The following is an 18,040-nucleotide window of genomic DNA, read 5'->3' as shown; positions in this document are numbered from 1 at the left end:
TTTATTTAAGCTCCACGATAGTCACGCCGCTTTCACCCTCGCCATATACGCCAAGGCGGAACGATCTCACATGCGGGTGTCCCTTCAGATATGAATGAACGCCAGCACGAAGGGCTCCGGTGCCTTTCCCGTGAATAATTGTAACAGTAGACAAGCCGTTCATAACAGCTCCGTCAAGGAAACTGTCGATTTCGATTTCCGATTCATCAACCATTTTGCCGCGCAGGTCAAGCTCTAAAGTGACGTCTCTGTCTATCTTAGAACTCGTAGAGCGAAGAGACTTCATCCCTGCTCCGTTCACCGTTACCCGCTCTTTTTCAACAAGCACGACATCGCTTATATTGACTTTCGTTTTAATAAGACCTGCACGTACAGTTATATCCCCCTTATCGTCAGGAAGGGTAAGTACATCCGCCTCTTTATTGAGTTTTTTAAAGCGGACGACGTCTCCAACACGCAGCGCCCGCGGCAGCTTATAATCATCCTCTTTATTTTCAACAGGATCTATCGTATCGTCAAGTTGTTTAATGCCAGCTTTAAGGGATTTTTTTGCCGAATTCAGCCGCGACTCGAAATCCTCTTTTTCCTTCTGACGTCTTATATCCTCAAGTTCGGAAACCATATTTTCATAGAATCTTTTAGAAGATGCAAGCACGCGTTTTGCCTCGTTTCTTGCCTTCTCAATTTCCTTTTCACGGCTCAGATCAAACTTTTTTCGCTGTTCCTCGATTTCGGATTTCATGCGCGCGATTTCCGTCTTCATATGTTCGGCTTCATCGCGCTGTTTTTCCATTGCCTGTCTTTTAGCCTCAAGGTCGGACAGCACCTCTTCAAAACGCAGACTTTCGCTTCCTATAAGGGAACGAGCGCGTGAAATAATATCGTCGTCAAGCCCCAATTTAGACGATATTGCAAATGCATTTGATTTTCCCGGAATGCCGATCAAAAGCTTATAGGTCGGTTTAAGGGTCTCAACGTCAAATTCGCAAGATGCGTTTTCAACACCTGGGGTTTTAAGCGCATATACTTTTAGCTCAGCGTAATGGGTCGTTGCGGCTGTCTTTGCCCCGAAAGCCTTAACCCTTTCAAGAATAGATATCGCAAGCGTGGCACCCTCTACTGGGTCAGTTCCCGCGCCAAGCTCGTCAAAGAGTACCAGAGAATCCCTGTCCACCTCATTTATTATTTTCACGATATTTGTCATATGTGACGAAAACGTTGATAATGACTGTTCGATGCTTTGCTCGTCGCCAATATCGCAGAATACATTGTCAAAAACCGAAAGTCTGCTTTCGTCCGCACACGGAACGAAAAGCCCCGCCTCAGCCATCAGTGTCAGCAGCCCTATCGTCTTGAGCGTTACAGTTTTGCCGCCGGTATTAGGGCCAGTAATAACCAAAGTCGTATAATCCCCGCCAAGACTGATGTTTGTTGGAACCACTTTAGCCGGATCGATAAGCGGATGGCGTGAGCGTCTCAGGTCAATGATGCCCTTGTCGTTCATGATAGGACGTGTAGCTTTTATTGCATACGCATATTTTGCTTTTGAAAATATAAAATCAAGCCGGACTATGATAGTATAATCTTTTCTGATTTTCTCCGTAATGTTTGAGACATCGCTCGAAAGCTCAAACAATATCCGTTCGATCTCTTTCTGCTCTTCAGCGCGCAGCATACGAAGTTCGTTGTTTGCCTCAACAACAGGCATGGGCTCGACAAATAATGTAGATCCGCTGCCGGAAGTGTCATGTACAAGTCCGGGTATTTCGCTTCTGTATTCTGATTTAACTGGCACTACATAACGGTCGCCGCGCATTGTAATGATAGGTTCCTGCAGGTATTTATGGTTTTGCTGTGATCTTATCAGTCTCTGCAAGACTTCACGCGCGTTTTCGAGTGAGCGGCTGATTTTTCTTCTTATGGAGGCAAGCGCTGGACTTGCATTATCGGATACCTCTTCCTCAGAAATAATGGCGCTGTCTATCTTCCCCTCGACAAATCTATCTGCCTCAAGCCCTGAAAATAGCTCTTTTATAGAAAGGCCATTCATATTGTCATCCATGTATTCCTGCAGTCTTCGCGTTGTCTTAAGGATATAGGCGACATCCAAAAGCTCACGAAGCGACAGCGCCGCTCCCTTGTCTGCACGTTTGAGAGCAGTGTCAACGCTGCGGATCTCTGCAAACCCAGGGCTTCCTTTTTTGCCAGCAAGTTTTACTGCATCCTCCGTTTCGGTAAGTCTCAGCATGACTTCCGTAAGACTTGTCACAGGCATAAGGCCTCTCGCAAGTTCTTTTGCGTCCTCGCAGACCGCGTGAGCCGCAAGTTGTTCCGTTATTTTTCTATATTCAAGAGTATTAAGTGATTTTTCGTTAAGTTCCGTCAATATGTTTCACCTCTAACACAGTGTTTTGTAAAAATCGAGTGTCTTAAATGCAAAATCTGTATGCATAAGCACAAATGCCTCTGCCATTACAGAAAGCTCTGAAAGCGCATGGTCGGAAAGCGAAAAGCTGAATATCCCCTCTTCTCCCATTATGCGGCAAAGCGCCTTATAAACGGATGGCGAGACAGAAACTGCGTCACCGTCCTTCTCCCGGCAGCTTTCGCACACAACGCCGCCTGCGGCGCTGTCAAAGTAAAGCGGCTTTTCGATCTCACCGCCGCACAGAACACAATCATGCAGTTCCGGCATAAAGCCTGACAGCATCATTAGGCGCAGTTCGTAAACGCTTTTGATTAGTGCGGCAGGTCTATCACCCTTTCCGAGCAGATAAAGCGTGTTGAGTGTCAGCTTCAATATTTCATCATCAGCGGCGTTTTCCTGCACGACTTTACCGGCAAGCTCTGTTATATAGCTTGCAAGCGCCAGCGTTTCAATATTTTTTCGCAGTTCAAAATTACCGGCGATAATTTCAGCCTGGTTTACAGAATATGTATCCTTGTTTTTAAATAAAGTGAAATCGGCGTAGGTGAAACATTGGGAAGCCGCCATGAGAGGGCTTTTTAGTCTCCTGCTGCCCCGCGCCCATGCCTGTATCTTTCCAAGCCCCTGTGCCAAGACGGTGAGCACTTTATCGCTCTCGCCCACCGCCGTTTCTTTTATCACAAATCCCTTAACCTTAAGGTTCACACAGCACTCCCGCTTTTATTCTGACAAACAGCCTGTCCGGCTGCGCATATTTTATTATCGCCAACTAGTTTTACTGGTTTATCGTTTTCGCCTGTCATTTTATAAAGTAGATATACGTTTATATTTCCGCTTTTTTCAAATAGATTCCATATAGAATTCATAACAGCCTCCATAAAAACCAAATCTGATTTCATTTTTTGCTGTTACAGTCTTTTAATACCCGGCACTTTTTTTACTTTTTAACTATTATATCCAAAGTTTTTTAAAAGAAAGTCGCTGTCTCTCCAGTTTTCCTTCACTTTAACAAAAACCTCAAGAAAAACATGGCAGTCAAAAACCTGTTCCATATCTTTTCTTGCAAACGAGCTTATTTTTTTAAGCGTTTCACCTTTTTTGCCTATTATGATTCCTTTATGGGATTCTTTTTCGCAATAAAGGGCCGCCGAAATGCGGATAATATCCTCTTTTTCTTTAGTCTTGCCTTCCTTGAATGATTCAATCTCAACCGCAATTCCGTGGGGCACCTCGTCGCGCAGTATCTGCAGGGATTTCTCACGCAATATCTCAGCCGCAAGCTGTTTTTCCGGCTGATCAGTCAGTGTGTCCTCTGGAAAATACTGCGGCCCCTCAGGCAAAAGATTAATGATTTCTTTTTTCAGAATATCGATACCGTCGTTCTTTCTTGCGGAAACGGGTATCACTGCGGTAAAATCCGCAATTTCAGCGTATGCTGCAATAGTTTTAGCAACGTTTTCTTTGCTGCTAATGTCTATCTTATTAACCGCAAGGATAATTGACGACCCCGATTCTTTTGCGTGTTCTATTACATTTTGCTCGGTTGTTCCCGCCTCTCCAGTCGGTTCAACTACAAGCAGGACGACGTCAACCTCAGACTGTGCGTCGCTTGCGGCTTTCATCATATATTCGCCGAGTTTTGTCCTTGGCCTGTGAAGTCCGGGGGTATCCATAAACACTGCCTGAGCAGTGTCCTCAGTCAAAACCGCAAGTATGCGGTTTCGGGTGGTCTGAGGCTTATTGGAAACGATAGCGACTTTTTGCCCAACAAGCGCATTCAATATGCTTGATTTTCCCACATTAGGCCTTCCTACTATCGCAATAAATCCAGAATGGTTAACCATATAATTCTCCTATCTTGTAATCCCGAGATTTTGAAGTATCTGCTCCTGCTTTTCAAACATTTCCCTTTCGCTTTCCGGCTCCATATGATCGTAACCCATGAGGTGAAGTATGGAATGGACGGTCAGGAAAGCGGTCTCGCGTTCAAAGCTGTGGCCGTATTCCTCAGCCTGACTTTTCGCCTTTTCTAGGGACAAAACAATATTCCCAAGAAGCACCCGCCCCGAAGGATCTTTGATTACTTTTGAAAAATCCCCCGGCACATCAAATTCCAGCATAGGAAAAGAGAGCACATCCGTCTCTCTGTCTATGCCGCGCTCGCTTGAATTTATATCATGAATCTCTCTGTTATCAGTAAAAGTGATATCGATCTCCGCAGGATATGGAAAGCCTTCCGCTTCAAGCGCGGCGGTACAACATGTCCTTAAAAGATCACGCAGTGATTTCGGAGTTTTAAGCTTGTCCTGACGATTTGCAAAGCTAAATCTGTGTGTCATACTTTTATGCTCCGCGTGTGGGAAGCTTTTTTCGCCTCATACTTTTCATAGGCATTCACGATCTGCTGTACAAGCTTATGGCGAACTACGTCACGTGTAGTAAGCATGCATATCCCGATGTCATCAACGCCCTCAAGCACCTTTTTCGCTTCTATTAGTCCGCTTTTCTTTCCAGATGGCAGATCAGTCTGTGTTATATCTCCGGTTATTACCATTTTAGAATTGAATCCAAGGCGGGTCAAAAACATTTTCATCTGTTCCGTCGTCGTATTTTGCGCCTCGTCAAGAATTATAAACGAATCGTCAAGTGTCCTTCCCCTCATATACGCAAGGGGAGCAACCTCAATATTCCCCCGCTCAAGATATTTCTGGTATGTTTCTACCCCGAGCATATCAAAAAGCGCGTCATGAAGAGGGCGAAGATAAGGATCAACTTTATTCTGCAAATCACCCGGCAGAAAGCCGAGCTTTTCACCCGCTTCAACAGCGGGGCGCGTTATGATTATCCGGTTGACCGTTTTTTCACGAAATGCTGCAACCGCCATTGCGACCGCAAGATAAGTTTTTCCTGTTCCTGCGGGGCCGATACCGAAACTGATAGTATTATCCCGTATAGACGCGATATATTTCTGCTGTCCTATCGTTTTTGCCTTTATGGGTTTGCCCTTTGCAGTAAGGCAGATACTGTCTGTTCCAAGTGTTGCTATCTTGTCCTCCTGCCCCTCTTTTACAAGTGATATGATATAATCCACATCCACATCACGGTGCTGCATACCGCGGCTGGCAAGCAGAAATATGCCTTCAAGAGCTTTAGCCGCCTGTTCGGTTTTTTCGATATCCTCTCCGGTAACTTTCAGTTCGCCGCCACGAAATACAATATTTACGCCGAATTTACGCTCGATATTTTCAATATTTTCGTCCAGACTGCCGAAGGCACTTATGACCTCCTCGACCCTGTCAACGCTGACGATCCTGTCCGCCATATTCTGCTCCTTTATTTTATCCTTGTGTTTTTGGTATATCTTCTGGAACCTCCGTCTGAGTGATAGGTGCGTCTTCAGCGATATTTTCGATGCACTGACACTCAAGTGTCATGATAAGTGATCCGTTATCGTCACGCTCCTTAACATTTTCCGATTCGATATTCACATCCTTGAGATGCTCGTTTTTTGCTTTGTTCAGACTGTCAAGGCAGAGCTGCCTTTGCTCATCCGGTGTAAGCTGTCTTTCCACCTCGCGCACCTCTTCAAAGCTCTCCTTGTAGAGAGTTATCGGAAGATAAAAATCATGACCTACAGATAATTCCTTTTTTGTTTCAATTTTATCATAGTTTGTCACAGGAATACCACTCTTTATGAACAATTTTATTGGAAAATCAAAAATTTTCAAAGTGTTCCTTGAGTAAACTTTCCCTGTTTTCTCACGCTCTACTATTGTTTTGGGACAGGTATTCATAAAAGTATACCACGTTCGTGCCAAGACCTTTGCCCGTGCCGCAACAAGCCGTGTCTTTCCCTCTGTATTCGTTATCTGACCGCTCACAAGCACATCTCCCTTGCTGACTGCAGCACCCACTGTTGCAACGCTTTGCCCCTCGTATGCTTCGATGGAAATAATCTGACCCGTTTCTTTAGCAACAATGTTTCTAGGAGTAGTTTTGTCAACAATATCAGGCGCCTTTACCCGTTCTTTTACCTCGACTTCGACTTTAGTGCCTTTGACGTTAAGTGATAACCATGAAAGCTCCGGCATATCAAGAAGTACAGACTGTGTCAGAAAATCATGTTGAATTGACGATTTTAATATGCCCTTTTTAAAGCCGTATTTTTGCAGCGAATTCAAAATCGCCGATGATTCAACTTTTTCGTTTCCTGATACCTCTATCGACCATACAAAAGAAGACGTGGTAAAAATCAAAACAGCGCAGACAACCATTCCCAATGCTAACGCATAACGCTTTTTATATTTCTTCACCATGAATGGCAATCCGCGTGTTTTAACAACGCTTGCAGTATTCCCGGAAGCGGCCGCAATTTTATTAATATCTTTTACATTTTTTCTAAGCGTAGACAGCGTCAGTTCATCCGTCGAATTCTTTTTTATATTCCAAACACTGACTCCTGATTTCATGCACATATTCAAAAACCGTTCGGTAAAAAGTCCCCGCACAGTCAAATTTACATATCCAAGAAAAAGCCTGACAATGTGAATAATAAACATTTTCTTTTCCTCTTCAATCCAAAAATTCTATGCGGGTAATAAAACCCGAAGCTGTCAAATACTCATCGTTGAAGTTTTTGATCACTAGGTTTTCGCCAAAGATCACCATGAGCATCTTACCGCAGCTGAGTTTTATCACTGAATTTTCGTATTCAACTACTCCATGGTGACCCTCAACCGTAATTTCACGGTTCCCGGTCATCTCTATCTGAGGCAGCCGTCCGAAAATATCTGGTGACATATCCAAAATTTCGGACATTATGGGCGCTCTTCTCTTTGTCTTTTTCAAATCCTTTTTGCTGCTATCTTTCAAAAGTGCCACCTCTCTTATGTTCCTATAAATTTTTATGCAAGCAAATTGTTTTAAATGCAGGCTTTGCTAACATATACTTTTGAGAGGTGAATGTTTTCATGCGCAAATTGCTTATAAAGCTTTTCGATATCTTTTTTTATCTTGCCATTACAGTGTTCCTTGTGGGACTTCTTATCTTTCCAAAACCGGTAAGCGCTGTCGTAATCGATACACTTGCCGTTTGTGGAAATGTCATACTGCCCTCCTTGTTTCCATTTTTTGTATTGTCGTCAATGATTATAACCAGCGGCTTTGCCGCTAAAATAGGTCCTGTTTTTTCAGGATTTATGAAGCATGTGTTCGGGCTGCCCGGCTGCAGCGGAATTGCCTTTTTTCTTGGGATACTCAGCGGTTATCCGGTTGGCGCAAATACAGCTATAAGCCTGTACCAAAGTGGACAATGCACAAAAAACGAAGCGGAAAGGCTGCTTGCTTTCTGCAACAATACCGGCCCTGCTTTCATTCTCGGCACTGTAGGTGCAGGAATCTGGAAAGATGTTCGGGTAGGTATCCTGCTTTATACCTGTCAAACCATTGCCTCGGTCATAACCGGCGTCATTTTCCGCTTTTATCATTCAAAGCAAAAATCAGGAGCACCCTTTCATCAAAAAAGGAAGCCCCCTCTTCGTTCACGGTCAGATATTTTTGTAACTGCTGTAAAATCTTCTGCTGAAAATGTTTTCTACATATGCGCTTTTATAATGTTTTTTGCCGTTGTAATCGAACTTTTGACACAGCTTAAGTTTATACCTTTTATAAGTCATGTTTTTGCCAGTCTGCTCTCATTCACCCCCTATGGCAATGAAATATCCAGCAACTTAGTCAAGGGTTTTTTCGAGGTCACAACCGGCGTTCGTCTTGCAGGGAAAGGTGCTGCGGTAATCCCCATAAGGCTTGCTGTCACCGGCGCAATCCTCAGCTGGGCTGGACTTTCCGTCCATTGCCAGGTTTTGTCTTTCTTATCTGGAAGCGGGCTTTCCGCCACCCCATATATTTTAGGTAAATTCGCCCAGTCTTTGATCGGTGCCGCAATCACGTATGCAGCCGCTATATTTTATCCAATCCGGATTCCCGTGATCGGCTCAGGGTCGATGCCGATAAGAAACTTAAGCGGCATGGATCTAAAATCAACTTTATTATCGTCATTATCTATATTCTGTGCTTGTTTAATATTTTTAGGTTTATCTCTTGTTATTACTTTTTTAAAAAGTACTGGAAAACGAAATAAAAGGCATGTATAATAATTAATAGTATAAATTTCAGAGGGATTTGAAATGATTTTTTCAAAAGATCATCCTAAAATATGCGCTTTATGTGAAAAAGCGACAAAGATTACCGGCAGGGAAGAACTTATATGTCAAAAACGCGGTATTGTCCGAGAGGATTATACATGCCGCGGTTTTAGATATGACGTCTTCAAACGTATTCCTATGCGCAGGCCAAGTCTTCCAACTTACGATAAGGACGACTTTTCTGTCTAGTGTTAATTTGTCTTTATGTACCTTTTTATTTTGTCAAAGGTCTTGTCTTTAATGCCTTTGACATTTTTAATGTCCTCAATATTTTTAAAATTTCCATATTCCTCGCGATATTCTATAATTTCTTTTGCGGTTGCCTCACCGATACCGTCGATCATATCAAGCTCATCCACGCCTGCAGTATTTATATTTATTCTATAATCCTTTTGGGCATCGGCATCAGAAACACTTTCATTGTGCACAAAAGTGTAACCAAACAGGCTGTCAGAGTTATTAATAAAAATAATTGCCGCCGCAAATATAGCTGTAATAATGGCAACACTAATGTAATAAATTTTTATTCTTTTCAATGTTGTTCTTCCTTGATAAATATTAATATAGTTGCCGCTTATAGCGGCTGAACGGGTGTATTCAATATATGCAAATAAAACGTCTTATAGCTGTTATATTGTGCTTTGTTCTGCTCCAGCCTGTGATCAAAGCTGGTGCAGCTGATACTTCTGCGCCTTCGATAGAATCGAAACGGGCAATCATAGTAAATCTTGAAACAAATATAGTCTTATTCGAAGAGGGTGCTCGCGAAAGAACTGCGCCGGGCAATTTAAACATGATCGTTACAGCCCTGATAGTGCTTAATAACGTACCTGATCTTGACACTATGGTCACAATAAATAGCTCTGTACAGGATGGTGTCGCGAACGATAAAAATGCGCTAACCGCATCACTTAAACCCGGTGAGCAGATAAGCGTTTCAAACCTTCTATACTGCATGTTTACACGAAACGCATGCGACGCTGCAAACGCCCTTGCCGAACATGTTGCAGGGAGTGTCAAAGATTTTGTTCCAATGATGAACGATTATGTCAAAAAATTAAACTGCAAAGATACGAATTTTACAAACCCAAGCGGAATTGACGATACAAACCAATATACAACAGCATATGACATGTTTCTTATTACAAAGGCCGCTTATACAGCCCCTAAATTTATGGATTATGCTAATATTCAATATAAAAGAATTTCTGCAACCAATATAACAGACGACAGGAATTATTATTCAACTAATAATTTAATAGTAAGTTCTCCTGACCGTTTCGTTTCAGATTATTATTACAAATACGCACGCGGCATAATCGCTTCCTACACACCAGAAAGCGGTTATTCCGTCGCAACTGCTGTAAAGGCCAACAATTTAAATTACATATGCATTGTAATGGGCGGTACACGAAATTCAGAAAACAAACGAAAAAGCTGTTTTATAGATGCTAAGGCACTTTCATCATGGGTATTTGATAATTATAAAAGTGTGCAGGTATTAAAGGCTAAAGAGCCGGTCACAGAAGTCCCTGTTTCGTTATCCAGTCTTGCCGATTCCGTGGTGCTGATTTCGCCGGACGGTTATACTACTCTGCTTCCTAACAGCGTTGATGAAAACAGCCTTCAGCGCAAAATTGAAATGAAGGAACACCCTGTTAAAGCACCTATTAAAAAAGGCGACGAGCTGGGCGAGGTCGAATTTATATATAACGGCGTTGAATATGGCAGGGCGCCCCTTGTATCCCAATCCAACGTAAGCCGCAGTACGATACTTTTCATAATGCATGAAATAATGGCTTTTCTGACTAGTATTGCTCTTCGGATTTTGATAGTCGCGGCAATTTTACTATTTATCGGATACATTATTATTACCTATCTCAATAAACGCAAGAGAAGTCAGCGCAGATACGGTGGCAGACGTTATAAGCGTTATCGCTGATTACCTGTACATTACCATGTTTTTCCCGTTTTTAGCTTCATAAAGCAATGTATCCGCATTTATGAGTAGTTCTTCTATCGAATCACCATCTTCCGATGAAACAACCCCGAAACTGCAGGTAATAGCCTGTATACCTTCAATGACTTTATAACCTATAGCCGAACGGAGATTTTCGGCTATTTTTACAGCTGTGTTTTTATTTGTTTCAGACAGCAGTATGACAAATTCGTCGCCGCCCCATCTGGCAAATATATCTCCAGGGCGTAAATTGTTTTTTATGAGATCAACGATTCCTACAATGACCTTATCTCCGATAATATGGCCTAGCGTGTCATTAATGGTTTTCATATTATCTATATCACAGAATATCACAGAAAAATCCATCCCGTTTTTCTTCCATAAATCAATGCTGTCTGAAAGTTTATCATTAAAAAGTGCCCGATTGAAAATGCATGTAAGCGAGTCTGTCGCCGCAAGCTTTTCAAGCTTTTTTATATCAAGATAGTGCTGACGTTTATACCAATTCAAATTGAACGAATATACAGCTGTTACACAGAGTATTACGCTTACATAAACGACTCCGGCATAATATTCGTTGTCTGTAACATTCATAACTGTCCTTGCGAGAATAAAATATCCTATGTAAAGAATAAGAGAACAGATAAAATTATCTAGCCATTTATTAGATACAGCCAAAAAGCAGAGGATCATCAAAATAATATCAAAGCATTTGATTAGGAAATTAGGATGAATATAAATACTAGCTATATGAAGATACGAAGCAGAAAAAATTAGCTTATATGCTGTCAGCCAGTAAGATGCTGCTTTCGGTTTTTTTATACAGGAAAATCTGAAATAGAATATAATTGTAAGAACTAAAATAAATAACCTGTCTATAAACGTGCCTATAAATACTTTACTATTATGTAACATTGAAAAATCCGGGATAACATATAAGAAATATAATATTCCAAATCCCAATACCATAAGGCGTGTAAAACGTCGGCTGGAAGATAACTCACTGTTATAGTATTCACTTTCGAATTCTTTATCTTTAAACTCTGCAAATATGCCGATTTCCATGGTTTCACCCACTTTAATACATTTTGTTTATAATTAGAATATTATATAACAAGCATAAAAATATTTCCAGTATTATTATAAGACATTATAACAGAAAGGATATGTTCTATTGACTGAATCTAAGTTTTTAGACTTATCATACGATATTGAAAACGATATGCCTGTCTACCCTGGTGATACCCCTGTCGTTCTAAAACAGAAATGTTTTATTAAAAAAGACTTATATAATGCTTGGATTATACAAGCAGGAATGCATTCTGGAACTCACATCGACGCCCCATCACACCTTTTGCCAGACGAAAGATCTATTGGAGATTTTCCTCTTTCGAACTTTATTGCAAAGGGACTTTTATTTGATGTGAGAGGCGAAAAGATCATTGATTACAAACAGGAATATGGCAATATTGATATTAGCGAACATGCTGTTTTATTTTATACAGGATTCGACAAACATTACGGAAGTCAAATCTACTACGAAGAACAACCGGTATTAAGCACAAGGCTTGCCGAGTTTTTGGTGTCGAAAAAAGTAAAACTTGTTGGCATCGATATGCCTTCTCCCGATTTGGCGCCATTTTCTATTCACAAGATACTGCTCTCAAATAATATTTTCATAATAGAAAATTTAACTGGGTTAAGCCAGCTTATTGATAAACAATTTATTTTTTATGCTGTCCCGCTGAAAATCCACGCAGAATCAAGTTTAATTCGAGCATATGCACAAGTTTTATAATCTTTTTTAATTAAAAGAACTGCACTCCTTTAGCAAGTCAGTAAAAATACTGATAAAACTTAAGGATGCAGTTCATTTTTTTAAATTTTTAAGTGCTTAATACATCTCTTTATTGCGTGCTATATTTAGCGTTCCATCCTGCAGTTTATTCAGGTTTGCAAGACACTTGCCTGTTCCTTTGGCGACACAGGAAATTGCATCGTCTGCAATACGTGTTTTTATCCCAGTTTTGAACTCGACAAGCTTGTCAAAGCCATAAATAAGGCTTCCGCCGCCAGTCATGATAATGCCGTTTTGAACAATATCACCTATAAGCTCCGGAGGAGTACGCTCGAGAACTGAATGTATTGCCTCTAAAATATTTGAAGCGCATTCTTCAAACGCCTCTAAAAGTTCATCGGATGTTATTGTAATAACCTTCGGAAGACCGGTCATAAGGCATCTGCCCTTGACTTCAACAGCCATTTTCTCCTCCATTGGATATATGCATCCGATCTCCATTTTAACTCGTTCGGCAGTTCTTTCACCGATGAGAACGTTGTATTTTCTCTTGCAGTATTTAATTAACGCCTCGTCGAATTTATCTCCTGCTGTTTTAATTGATGAGGAAACAACCGAGGAACCAAGCGAGATAACAGCCACATCGGTCGTTCCGCCACCGATATCGACAATCATATTGCCGTCTGGTTTATATATATCAACGCCTGCCCCAATAGCTGCAGCGATAGGCTCTTCAATTAAGTACACCTTTTTAGCGCCAGCCTGCTTTGCAGCATCAATAACAGCGCGCTCTTCAACCTCTGTAATACCGCTTGGTATGCAAATCATGATCTTAGGACGCAAAATCATGAACCCGCATACTTTTTTTATGAACTCCTTTATCATTTTCTGTGTAACTTCGAAATCATTAATAACGCCCTCACGGAGCGGACGAATAGCAATAATGTTACCAGGTGTTCTTCCAAGCATTTTCTGAGCCTCTGTTCCGGCAGCCTTTACATGATTAGTGTTTCTGTCAACGGCAACAACTGATGGCTCTCTTAATACAATACCCTTATTTTTTACGTATATAAGAACACTTGCTGTCCCCAAATCCATTCCTATCTCGCTGTACATTTTGCACCTCTAAATTTATTTTTTTTCCGTAAAAACGGCAACTTATGTATTTTTATTATACTTATATTATATTATTGTACAATATCCGCAGAAAATGTCAAATCATTTTATAAGGTTTTTTTATTTTTTTAGTCAAAGCAAGAGTAAGACAATAAACGCTTTTAGCTCCTGCTTTTTTTAAGGTGGCGGCACATTCGTTAAGAGTGGCGCCGGTAGTTCTGACATCATCGACGAGTAATATCGTTTTCCCTGAAAAATCGATTTTACGGGTTTTAAATGCCCCGTATACATTAGCAAGCCGATCAAATGCGGCAAGCTCTCTCTGATGTTTGGTTAATTTAGCTTTTCGCAAACCACTGATGTAAATAGAACCAATATCTTTTGCAACCTCTTTTGCAAGTATCTCAGCTTGATTATACCCGCGGCGTATGTAAGTCATACGTCCTACAGGCACTGAAGTGACAAAATCAAATATTATGTTTTTATAATTCTGTTTAACGCATTCAGCCATAAAACCGGCAAGCTTTTCAGCAATTTCAGGCGAGTTACGGAATTTTAGTGCTTTAATCGCACGCTTTGCCGGACCGGTGTAATAAAACGGAGCAACACAGCCGTTGTAACGATTATGTACGGGAGTACATACGCAGTCTGCCTTTTCACAGCCGCAGCGTTTACAGATGGGCGGCTTTATCAAAGGAAGGCTCTTTGCGCAATTGTCGCACATATATATACCTTCGTCCACAATTGAACTGCAAAAAAGGCACCGTGGCGGATACAACAGCGATAGTAATTTTGAAATTGCCACCTATTCCACCATCCCGTTGCCGTCGAACTTTTGAGCCTCTTCAAGCAGGAGATATTTAAGCCCTGTATAGCGCCTTGATTCGACGTTGTTGTCTACCATTTTGTATACAGCTTCAGGAACGCCTGCCAGAACCATAACACTTTTTGCGCGTGTGACTGCAGTGTATAATAGGTTCCTGCAGCACAGCTTGGGCGGTCCAAAAAAAGCAGGCATTATGACACATGGAAATTCACTGCCCTGACTTTTATGAACGGTAACTGCATAAGCAGTCTCAAGCTCGTCAAGATTTTCAAACGGATAGTCTGTTTTTCTTCCGTCAAAATCGACCACCATTTTTTTATTGTGAAGATCGATTGACGTGAGAGCTCCGATATCACCGTTATAAATTCCCATTCCGGTTTCTCCGGTATCAGTTCTTACAAATGGGAGATCATAGTTATTTTTGACCTGCATGACCTTATCTCCCTCACGGAATAGCCGGTCTTTAAACTGAAATTCTTTTTTTTCATCAGACGGGGGATTAAGCGCCGCCTGAAGAGCGTGGTTTAATGATATGGTTCCACACTCACCCTTCCTTACAGGAGATATCACCTGTATATCATTTCTCGGATCAAGAGAAAACTTTTTTGGAACACTTGAAACGGCAAGTTTTATTACAGCGTCAAAAATATCTTTCTTATCCTGACGTTTTACAAAATAAAAGTCGCTTTGGGTGCTGTTGCAGTCCGGATATTCACCAGCATTTATAGAGTGGGCGTTAACGACTATAAGACTGTTCTTTGCCTGACGGAAAATTTCAGTAAGGCAAACTGTCTCAAACAGGTCGCTTTTGATTATATCATGAAGAACGTTACCTGCTCCGACAGATGGAAGCTGATCCGCGTCACCCACAAGAATAAGCTTCGTCCCTGCTTTGACCGCATGAAGCAGTGCGTCAAAGACCATTACGTCCACCATAGACGCTTCATCGATAATTACAGCATCGCATTCAAGAGGTGTGTTTTCATCTCTCGTAAAAATCGGAAATCCGTCCTTGCCATACTCCATTTCAAGAAGCCTGTGGATAGTCTTAGCCTCGTGACCCGTAACCTCTGTCATTCTTTTGGCAGCACGGCCTGTAGGCGCCGCGAGCAGCACAACCAGTCCCATTTTTTCAAACAGCCTAATCATGCCGTTTAACGCAGTTGTTTTGCCTGTTCCCGGACCGCCTGTCAAAACAAATACTCCGCATCGTGCCGCTTTTAAAAGCGCGCGTCTTTGAAGATCCGCGTATTCGATTTTAAGCTCCTTTTCCATCTGTGAAACTGCCTGTTCCATATCATCTTTATTCTCAAATGAAGCAAGAAACAAAAGCTTTTTTGCAATATAATCCTCGCAGTCATAAAAACGTTTAAGATACACCGCAGTAATGTTGGCTATTTCGCATATCTCGAGTATATCCTTCTCAATCATCTCTTCAACCGCTTCGTGCATCTCATCTTCGGATAGATTCAAAAGGTTCCCCGAGACGGCCGCAAGCGCATCAAAAGGCAAAAAAGTATGACCATTGTTAAGGTTATGGCGCAGTACATACTCTATCCCGGCACATCTGCGGCAAAGGCTGTTTTGGGCTATCCCAAGACTTTTTGCAATGTTTTCGGCTTCTTCAAACGGAATATCAAACAACTCGTCGCATAGTATGTATGGATTTTGCTTTATAAAGTCGAGTGCCGCCGGACCAAGATTTTTATAAATCCTTATAGCAAGGAACGGTTCAATTGATAATTCGGAAAGCTCTGCAATAACCCTCCTGATGCCGGATTGTTCCCGAAACCGTTCGCCGATCTCATCGGCTTTAGCTTTTGAAATGCCCTTTATCTGTGAAAGCTTGTCCGATTCATTTTCGATAATTTCAAGCGTTCCATCGCCAAATTTATCAACAATCAGTTTTGCTGTCGCCTTACCAATTCCTCGGATAGCACCGCTTGACAAATATTCCAAAATGCCTGTAGCGTTCTGAGGCAATCGAATATCTACATACTCCGCAGTAAACTGTGAACCATAATTTTTATGAAAAGTATATTCTCCCTGCGCCTCAATAGTTTCCCCCCCTGAGACAGACGGAATATAGCCTACAACGGTTACTTCCTCTTCCGCCTCAGTCAGAACGGTCATAACGGTGTAGGCATTATCCTCACTTCTATATTTTACTGATTTTACTATTCCCGTCAGGGTTTCCAGTTTCTTTTCCAACTTTCTAATCTGTTGTAATTCTGCAGTGAGCTTTAGCGCGCATATAATCCGCAAATTCATCCGCGTCAAGCACAACAATGTTGCTATAGTCCGAAGCCATTTTGGCGCATACTTCGGCGGTCTCTTCATCAACTCCGCAGTTTACAAGTACGATTTCGATAGCGCAGTTTTTATCTCGAGTCATATTGAGGGCTGTTCTGATTATGTACTCGGCTTCCACTACGCTGCCGGCAAGCGGGATCGCAATTACCATTCTTTCTTCGTTTGCCTTGAGTGAAAACAGCATTGATTGTGCCGTATACCGTACAAGCAGCAGGGTTCCCCACACCGTGAGGAAAATCAAAAGCACAAGCACCAGCATCGTAAGCAGCATTAATTATCACCTCAGTACAGTGTATGAAGTGACGTTCTGCTGTGTGCAGGCGCATAATTTAGGTCTCGAGAAAATCTTTTAGCTTTTTACTGCGGCTTGGATGACGCAGCTTGCGAAGTGCCTTGGCTTCTATCTGACGTATACGTTCACGAGTTACATTAAATTCTTTTCCCACTTCTTCAAGAGTTCTCTGTCTTCCGTCTTCAAGGCCAAAGCGCAGACGCAAAACCTTTTCCTCTCTCGGTGTCAATGTTCCAAGCACATTCATAAGCTGTTCCTTTAATAATGTGCTGGAAGCAGCCTCAACCGGTGCCGGGGCATCATCGTCAGGAATAAAGTCTTTCAGGTGGCTGTCTTCCTCTTCACCGATTGGCGTTTCAAGGGAAACCGGCTCCTGTGCGATTTTGAGTATCGCGCGAACCTTGTCCACCGACATATTCATGACCTTTGCAATCTCCTCAGCGCCTGGCTCGTGACCAAGTTCCTGCAAAAGCTGACGTGAAACGCGCATTACTTTATTTATTGTTTCAACCATATGCACTGGAATTCGGATCGTACGCGCCTGATCAGCAATCGCGCGGGTAATGGCCTGTCTAATCCACCAGGTCGCATAGGTTGAAAATTTATAGCCTTTGGTGTAATCGAATTTTTCAACTGCTTTGATAAGTCCGAGGTTTCCCTCTTGAATCAGATCCAAAAATTGCATGCCGCGGCCAACATAACGCTTCGCAATGCTGACAACCAGCCTGAGATTCGCCTCTGATAAACGTCGCTTTGCGTCCTCGTCGCCTTCAGCCATTTTTTGGGCAAGTTCGATTTCCTCATCACTTGAAAGGAGTTTAACCTTCCCGATCTCCTTTAAATACATGCGAACAGGATCAGAAATTGCAAGTCCTTCAGCAGCAAGGAGATTCTCAATATCAACTTCAGGCTCAGCTTCGTCAAGTTCAACCTCAAAGTCAAGTCCCGCTATTTCAGGGATGTCGTCATAGTCAAGTTCGAGCTTTATTCCCGCATTATCCAGTGCCGCATAAAGCGAATCCATATCATTTACATCGAGGTCTGTTTCCTCCATAAAATCCAGTACCTCTTTGTTTGTAACAGAACCCTTTATCTTACAGGACT

Annotated in this window: 19 protein-coding genes; 4 read left to right on the top strand and 15 right to left on the bottom strand. The window is 42.0% G+C overall.

What is annotated here, in order from left to right:
* Position 1: 1 nt before the first annotated feature.
* The 8 genes from Q8865_02625 to Q8865_02590 form a co-directional block, all read right to left on the bottom strand.
* Positions 2-2,386: an endonuclease MutS2 gene (locus Q8865_02625; protein MDP4152324.1), complete on the bottom strand. Its 2,385-nt coding sequence runs from the start codon at positions 2,384-2,386 to the stop codon at positions 2-4.
* Positions 2,387-2,398: 12 nt separating this feature from the next.
* Positions 2,399-3,133, bottom strand: a complete 735-nt coding sequence (recO, locus tag Q8865_02620) for a DNA repair protein RecO (GenBank protein ID MDP4152323.1) — start codon at positions 3,131-3,133, stop codon at positions 2,399-2,401.
* The gene (locus Q8865_02615) at positions 3,130-3,294 is read right to left on the bottom strand and encodes a hypothetical protein (protein MDP4152322.1); all 165 of its coding nucleotides are present in this window, start codon (positions 3,292-3,294) and stop codon (positions 3,130-3,132) included. The genes recO and Q8865_02615 overlap by 4 nt, the downstream gene beginning before the upstream one ends.
* A gap of 78 nt (positions 3,295-3,372) precedes the next feature.
* Positions 3,373-4,272, bottom strand: coding sequence for a GTPase Era (era, locus tag Q8865_02610; protein MDP4152321.1), 900 nt, complete (start codon positions 4,270-4,272; stop codon positions 3,373-3,375).
* Between the two features lie 9 nt (positions 4,273-4,281).
* Positions 4,282-4,767: an rRNA maturation RNase YbeY gene (ybeY, locus tag Q8865_02605; GenBank protein MDP4152320.1), complete on the bottom strand. Its 486-nt coding sequence runs from the start codon at positions 4,765-4,767 to the stop codon at positions 4,282-4,284.
* Complete coding sequence (locus tag Q8865_02600) at positions 4,764-5,750, bottom strand: PhoH family protein (GenBank protein ID MDP4152319.1); 987 nt, start codon at positions 5,748-5,750, stop codon at positions 4,764-4,766. Before Q8865_02600 ends, ybeY begins: the two co-directional genes overlap by 4 nt.
* A 16-nt stretch (positions 5,751-5,766) precedes the next feature.
* On the bottom strand, positions 5,767-6,987 hold the full coding sequence (yqfD, locus tag Q8865_02595; protein MDP4152318.1) for a sporulation protein YqfD: 1,221 nt from the start codon (positions 6,985-6,987) through the stop codon (positions 5,767-5,769).
* A gap of 13 nt (positions 6,988-7,000) precedes the next feature.
* Positions 7,001-7,300, bottom strand: a complete 300-nt coding sequence (locus Q8865_02590) for a YabP/YqfC family sporulation protein (protein MDP4152317.1) — start codon at positions 7,298-7,300, stop codon at positions 7,001-7,003.
* Positions 7,301-7,398: 98 nt separating this feature from the next.
* On the opposite strand from Q8865_02590, the gene Q8865_02585 reads away from it, so the two are divergent.
* Together Q8865_02585 and Q8865_02580 are read left to right on the top strand one after the other, a co-directional pair.
* Positions 7,399-8,580 carry a sporulation protein gene (locus Q8865_02585; protein ID MDP4152316.1) on the top strand — a complete coding sequence of 394 codons (1,182 nt, stop codon included), beginning with the start codon at positions 7,399-7,401 and terminating at the stop codon, positions 8,578-8,580.
* 33 nt (positions 8,581-8,613) lie between these two features.
* The gene (locus Q8865_02580; GenBank protein MDP4152315.1) at positions 8,614-8,820 is read left to right on the top strand and encodes a hypothetical protein; all 207 of its coding nucleotides are present in this window, start codon (positions 8,614-8,616) and stop codon (positions 8,818-8,820) included.
* A gap of 2 nt (positions 8,821-8,822) precedes the next feature.
* On the opposite strand, the gene Q8865_02575 is transcribed toward Q8865_02580, so the two are convergent.
* The gene (locus Q8865_02575; protein ID MDP4152314.1) at positions 8,823-9,167 is read right to left on the bottom strand and encodes a helix-hairpin-helix domain-containing protein; all 345 of its coding nucleotides are present in this window, start codon (positions 9,165-9,167) and stop codon (positions 8,823-8,825) included.
* 68 nt (positions 9,168-9,235) lie between these two features.
* Between Q8865_02575 and Q8865_02570 the strand changes: the two genes are divergently transcribed.
* Positions 9,236-10,573 (top strand): hypothetical protein, encoded by a 1,338-nt coding sequence (locus Q8865_02570; protein MDP4152313.1) that lies wholly within the window; start codon positions 9,236-9,238, stop codon positions 10,571-10,573.
* Here the strand turns inward: Q8865_02570 and Q8865_02565 are convergent, their stop codons facing one another.
* On the bottom strand, positions 10,574-11,656 hold the full coding sequence (locus tag Q8865_02565; GenBank protein MDP4152312.1) for a GGDEF domain-containing protein: 1,083 nt from the start codon (positions 11,654-11,656) through the stop codon (positions 10,574-10,576).
* A 109-nt stretch (positions 11,657-11,765) separates the two neighbouring features.
* On the opposite strand from Q8865_02565, the gene Q8865_02560 reads away from it, so the two are divergent.
* Positions 11,766-12,389 (top strand): cyclase family protein, encoded by a 624-nt coding sequence (locus Q8865_02560; GenBank protein MDP4152311.1) that lies wholly within the window; start codon positions 11,766-11,768, stop codon positions 12,387-12,389.
* Positions 12,390-12,485: 96 nt separating this feature from the next.
* Here Q8865_02560 and mreB read toward each other — a convergent pair whose 3' ends face one another.
* The 5 genes from mreB to rpoD all read right to left on the bottom strand — a co-directional run bounded on the left by mreB (position 12,486) and on the right by rpoD (position 18,029).
* Positions 12,486-13,505 (bottom strand): rod shape-determining protein MreB, encoded by a 1,020-nt coding sequence (gene mreB / locus Q8865_02555; GenBank protein MDP4152310.1) that lies wholly within the window; start codon positions 13,503-13,505, stop codon positions 12,486-12,488.
* 97 nt (positions 13,506-13,602) lie between these two features.
* Positions 13,603-14,310, bottom strand: coding sequence for a ComF family protein (locus tag Q8865_02550; GenBank protein ID MDP4152309.1), 708 nt, complete (start codon positions 14,308-14,310; stop codon positions 13,603-13,605).
* Positions 14,311-16,542, bottom strand: coding sequence for an ATP-dependent RecD-like DNA helicase (locus tag Q8865_02545; GenBank protein ID MDP4152308.1), 2,232 nt, complete (start codon positions 16,540-16,542; stop codon positions 14,311-14,313).
* 4 nt (positions 16,543-16,546) lie between these two features.
* Positions 16,547-16,915, bottom strand: coding sequence for a hypothetical protein (locus Q8865_02540; protein ID MDP4152307.1), 369 nt, complete (start codon positions 16,913-16,915; stop codon positions 16,547-16,549).
* Positions 16,916-16,973: 58 nt separating this feature from the next.
* Positions 16,974-18,029 carry an RNA polymerase sigma factor RpoD gene (gene rpoD / locus Q8865_02535; GenBank protein ID MDP4152306.1) on the bottom strand — a complete coding sequence of 352 codons (1,056 nt, stop codon included), beginning with the start codon at positions 18,027-18,029 and terminating at the stop codon, positions 16,974-16,976.
* Positions 18,030-18,040: the final 11 nt, after the last annotated feature.

The sequence above is a fragment of the Bacillota bacterium genome, from assembly GCA_030705925.1.
Lineage (GTDB): Bacteria > Bacillota > Clostridia > Oscillospirales > Feifaniaceae > JAUZPM01.
The sequence above is the reverse complement of the archived record's forward strand: the minus strand, read 5'-3'. Positions and strand labels throughout refer to the sequence as shown.

Coding starts and splice junctions, on each gene's coding strand:
- Q8865_02615 (MDP4152322.1), bottom strand. CDS start 3,294: ATGAATTCTATATGGAATCTATTTGAAAAAAGCGGAAATATAAACGTA.
- era (MDP4152321.1), bottom strand. CDS start 4,272: ATGGTTAACCATTCTGGATTTATTGCGATAGTAGGAAGGCCTAATGTG.
- ybeY (MDP4152320.1), bottom strand. CDS start 4,767: ATGACACACAGATTTAGCTTTGCAAATCGTCAGGACAAGCTTAAAACT.
- Q8865_02600 (MDP4152319.1), bottom strand. CDS start 5,750: ATGGCGGACAGGATCGTCAGCGTTGACAGGGTCGAGGAGGTCATAAGT.
- yqfD (MDP4152318.1), bottom strand. CDS start 6,987: ATGTTTATTATTCACATTGTCAGGCTTTTTCTTGGATATGTAAATTTG.
- Q8865_02585 (MDP4152316.1), top strand. CDS start 7,399: ATGCGCAAATTGCTTATAAAGCTTTTCGATATCTTTTTTTATCTTGCC.
- Q8865_02580 (MDP4152315.1), top strand. CDS start 8,614: ATGATTTTTTCAAAAGATCATCCTAAAATATGCGCTTTATGTGAAAAA.
- Q8865_02570 (MDP4152313.1), top strand. CDS start 9,236: ATGCAAATAAAACGTCTTATAGCTGTTATATTGTGCTTTGTTCTGCTC.
- Q8865_02565 (MDP4152312.1), bottom strand. CDS start 11,656: ATGGAAATCGGCATATTTGCAGAGTTTAAAGATAAAGAATTCGAAAGT.
- mreB (MDP4152310.1), bottom strand. CDS start 13,505: ATGTACAGCGAGATAGGAATGGATTTGGGGACAGCAAGTGTTCTTATA.
- Q8865_02540 (MDP4152307.1), bottom strand. CDS start 16,915: ATGCTGCTTACGATGCTGGTGCTTGTGCTTTTGATTTTCCTCACGGTG.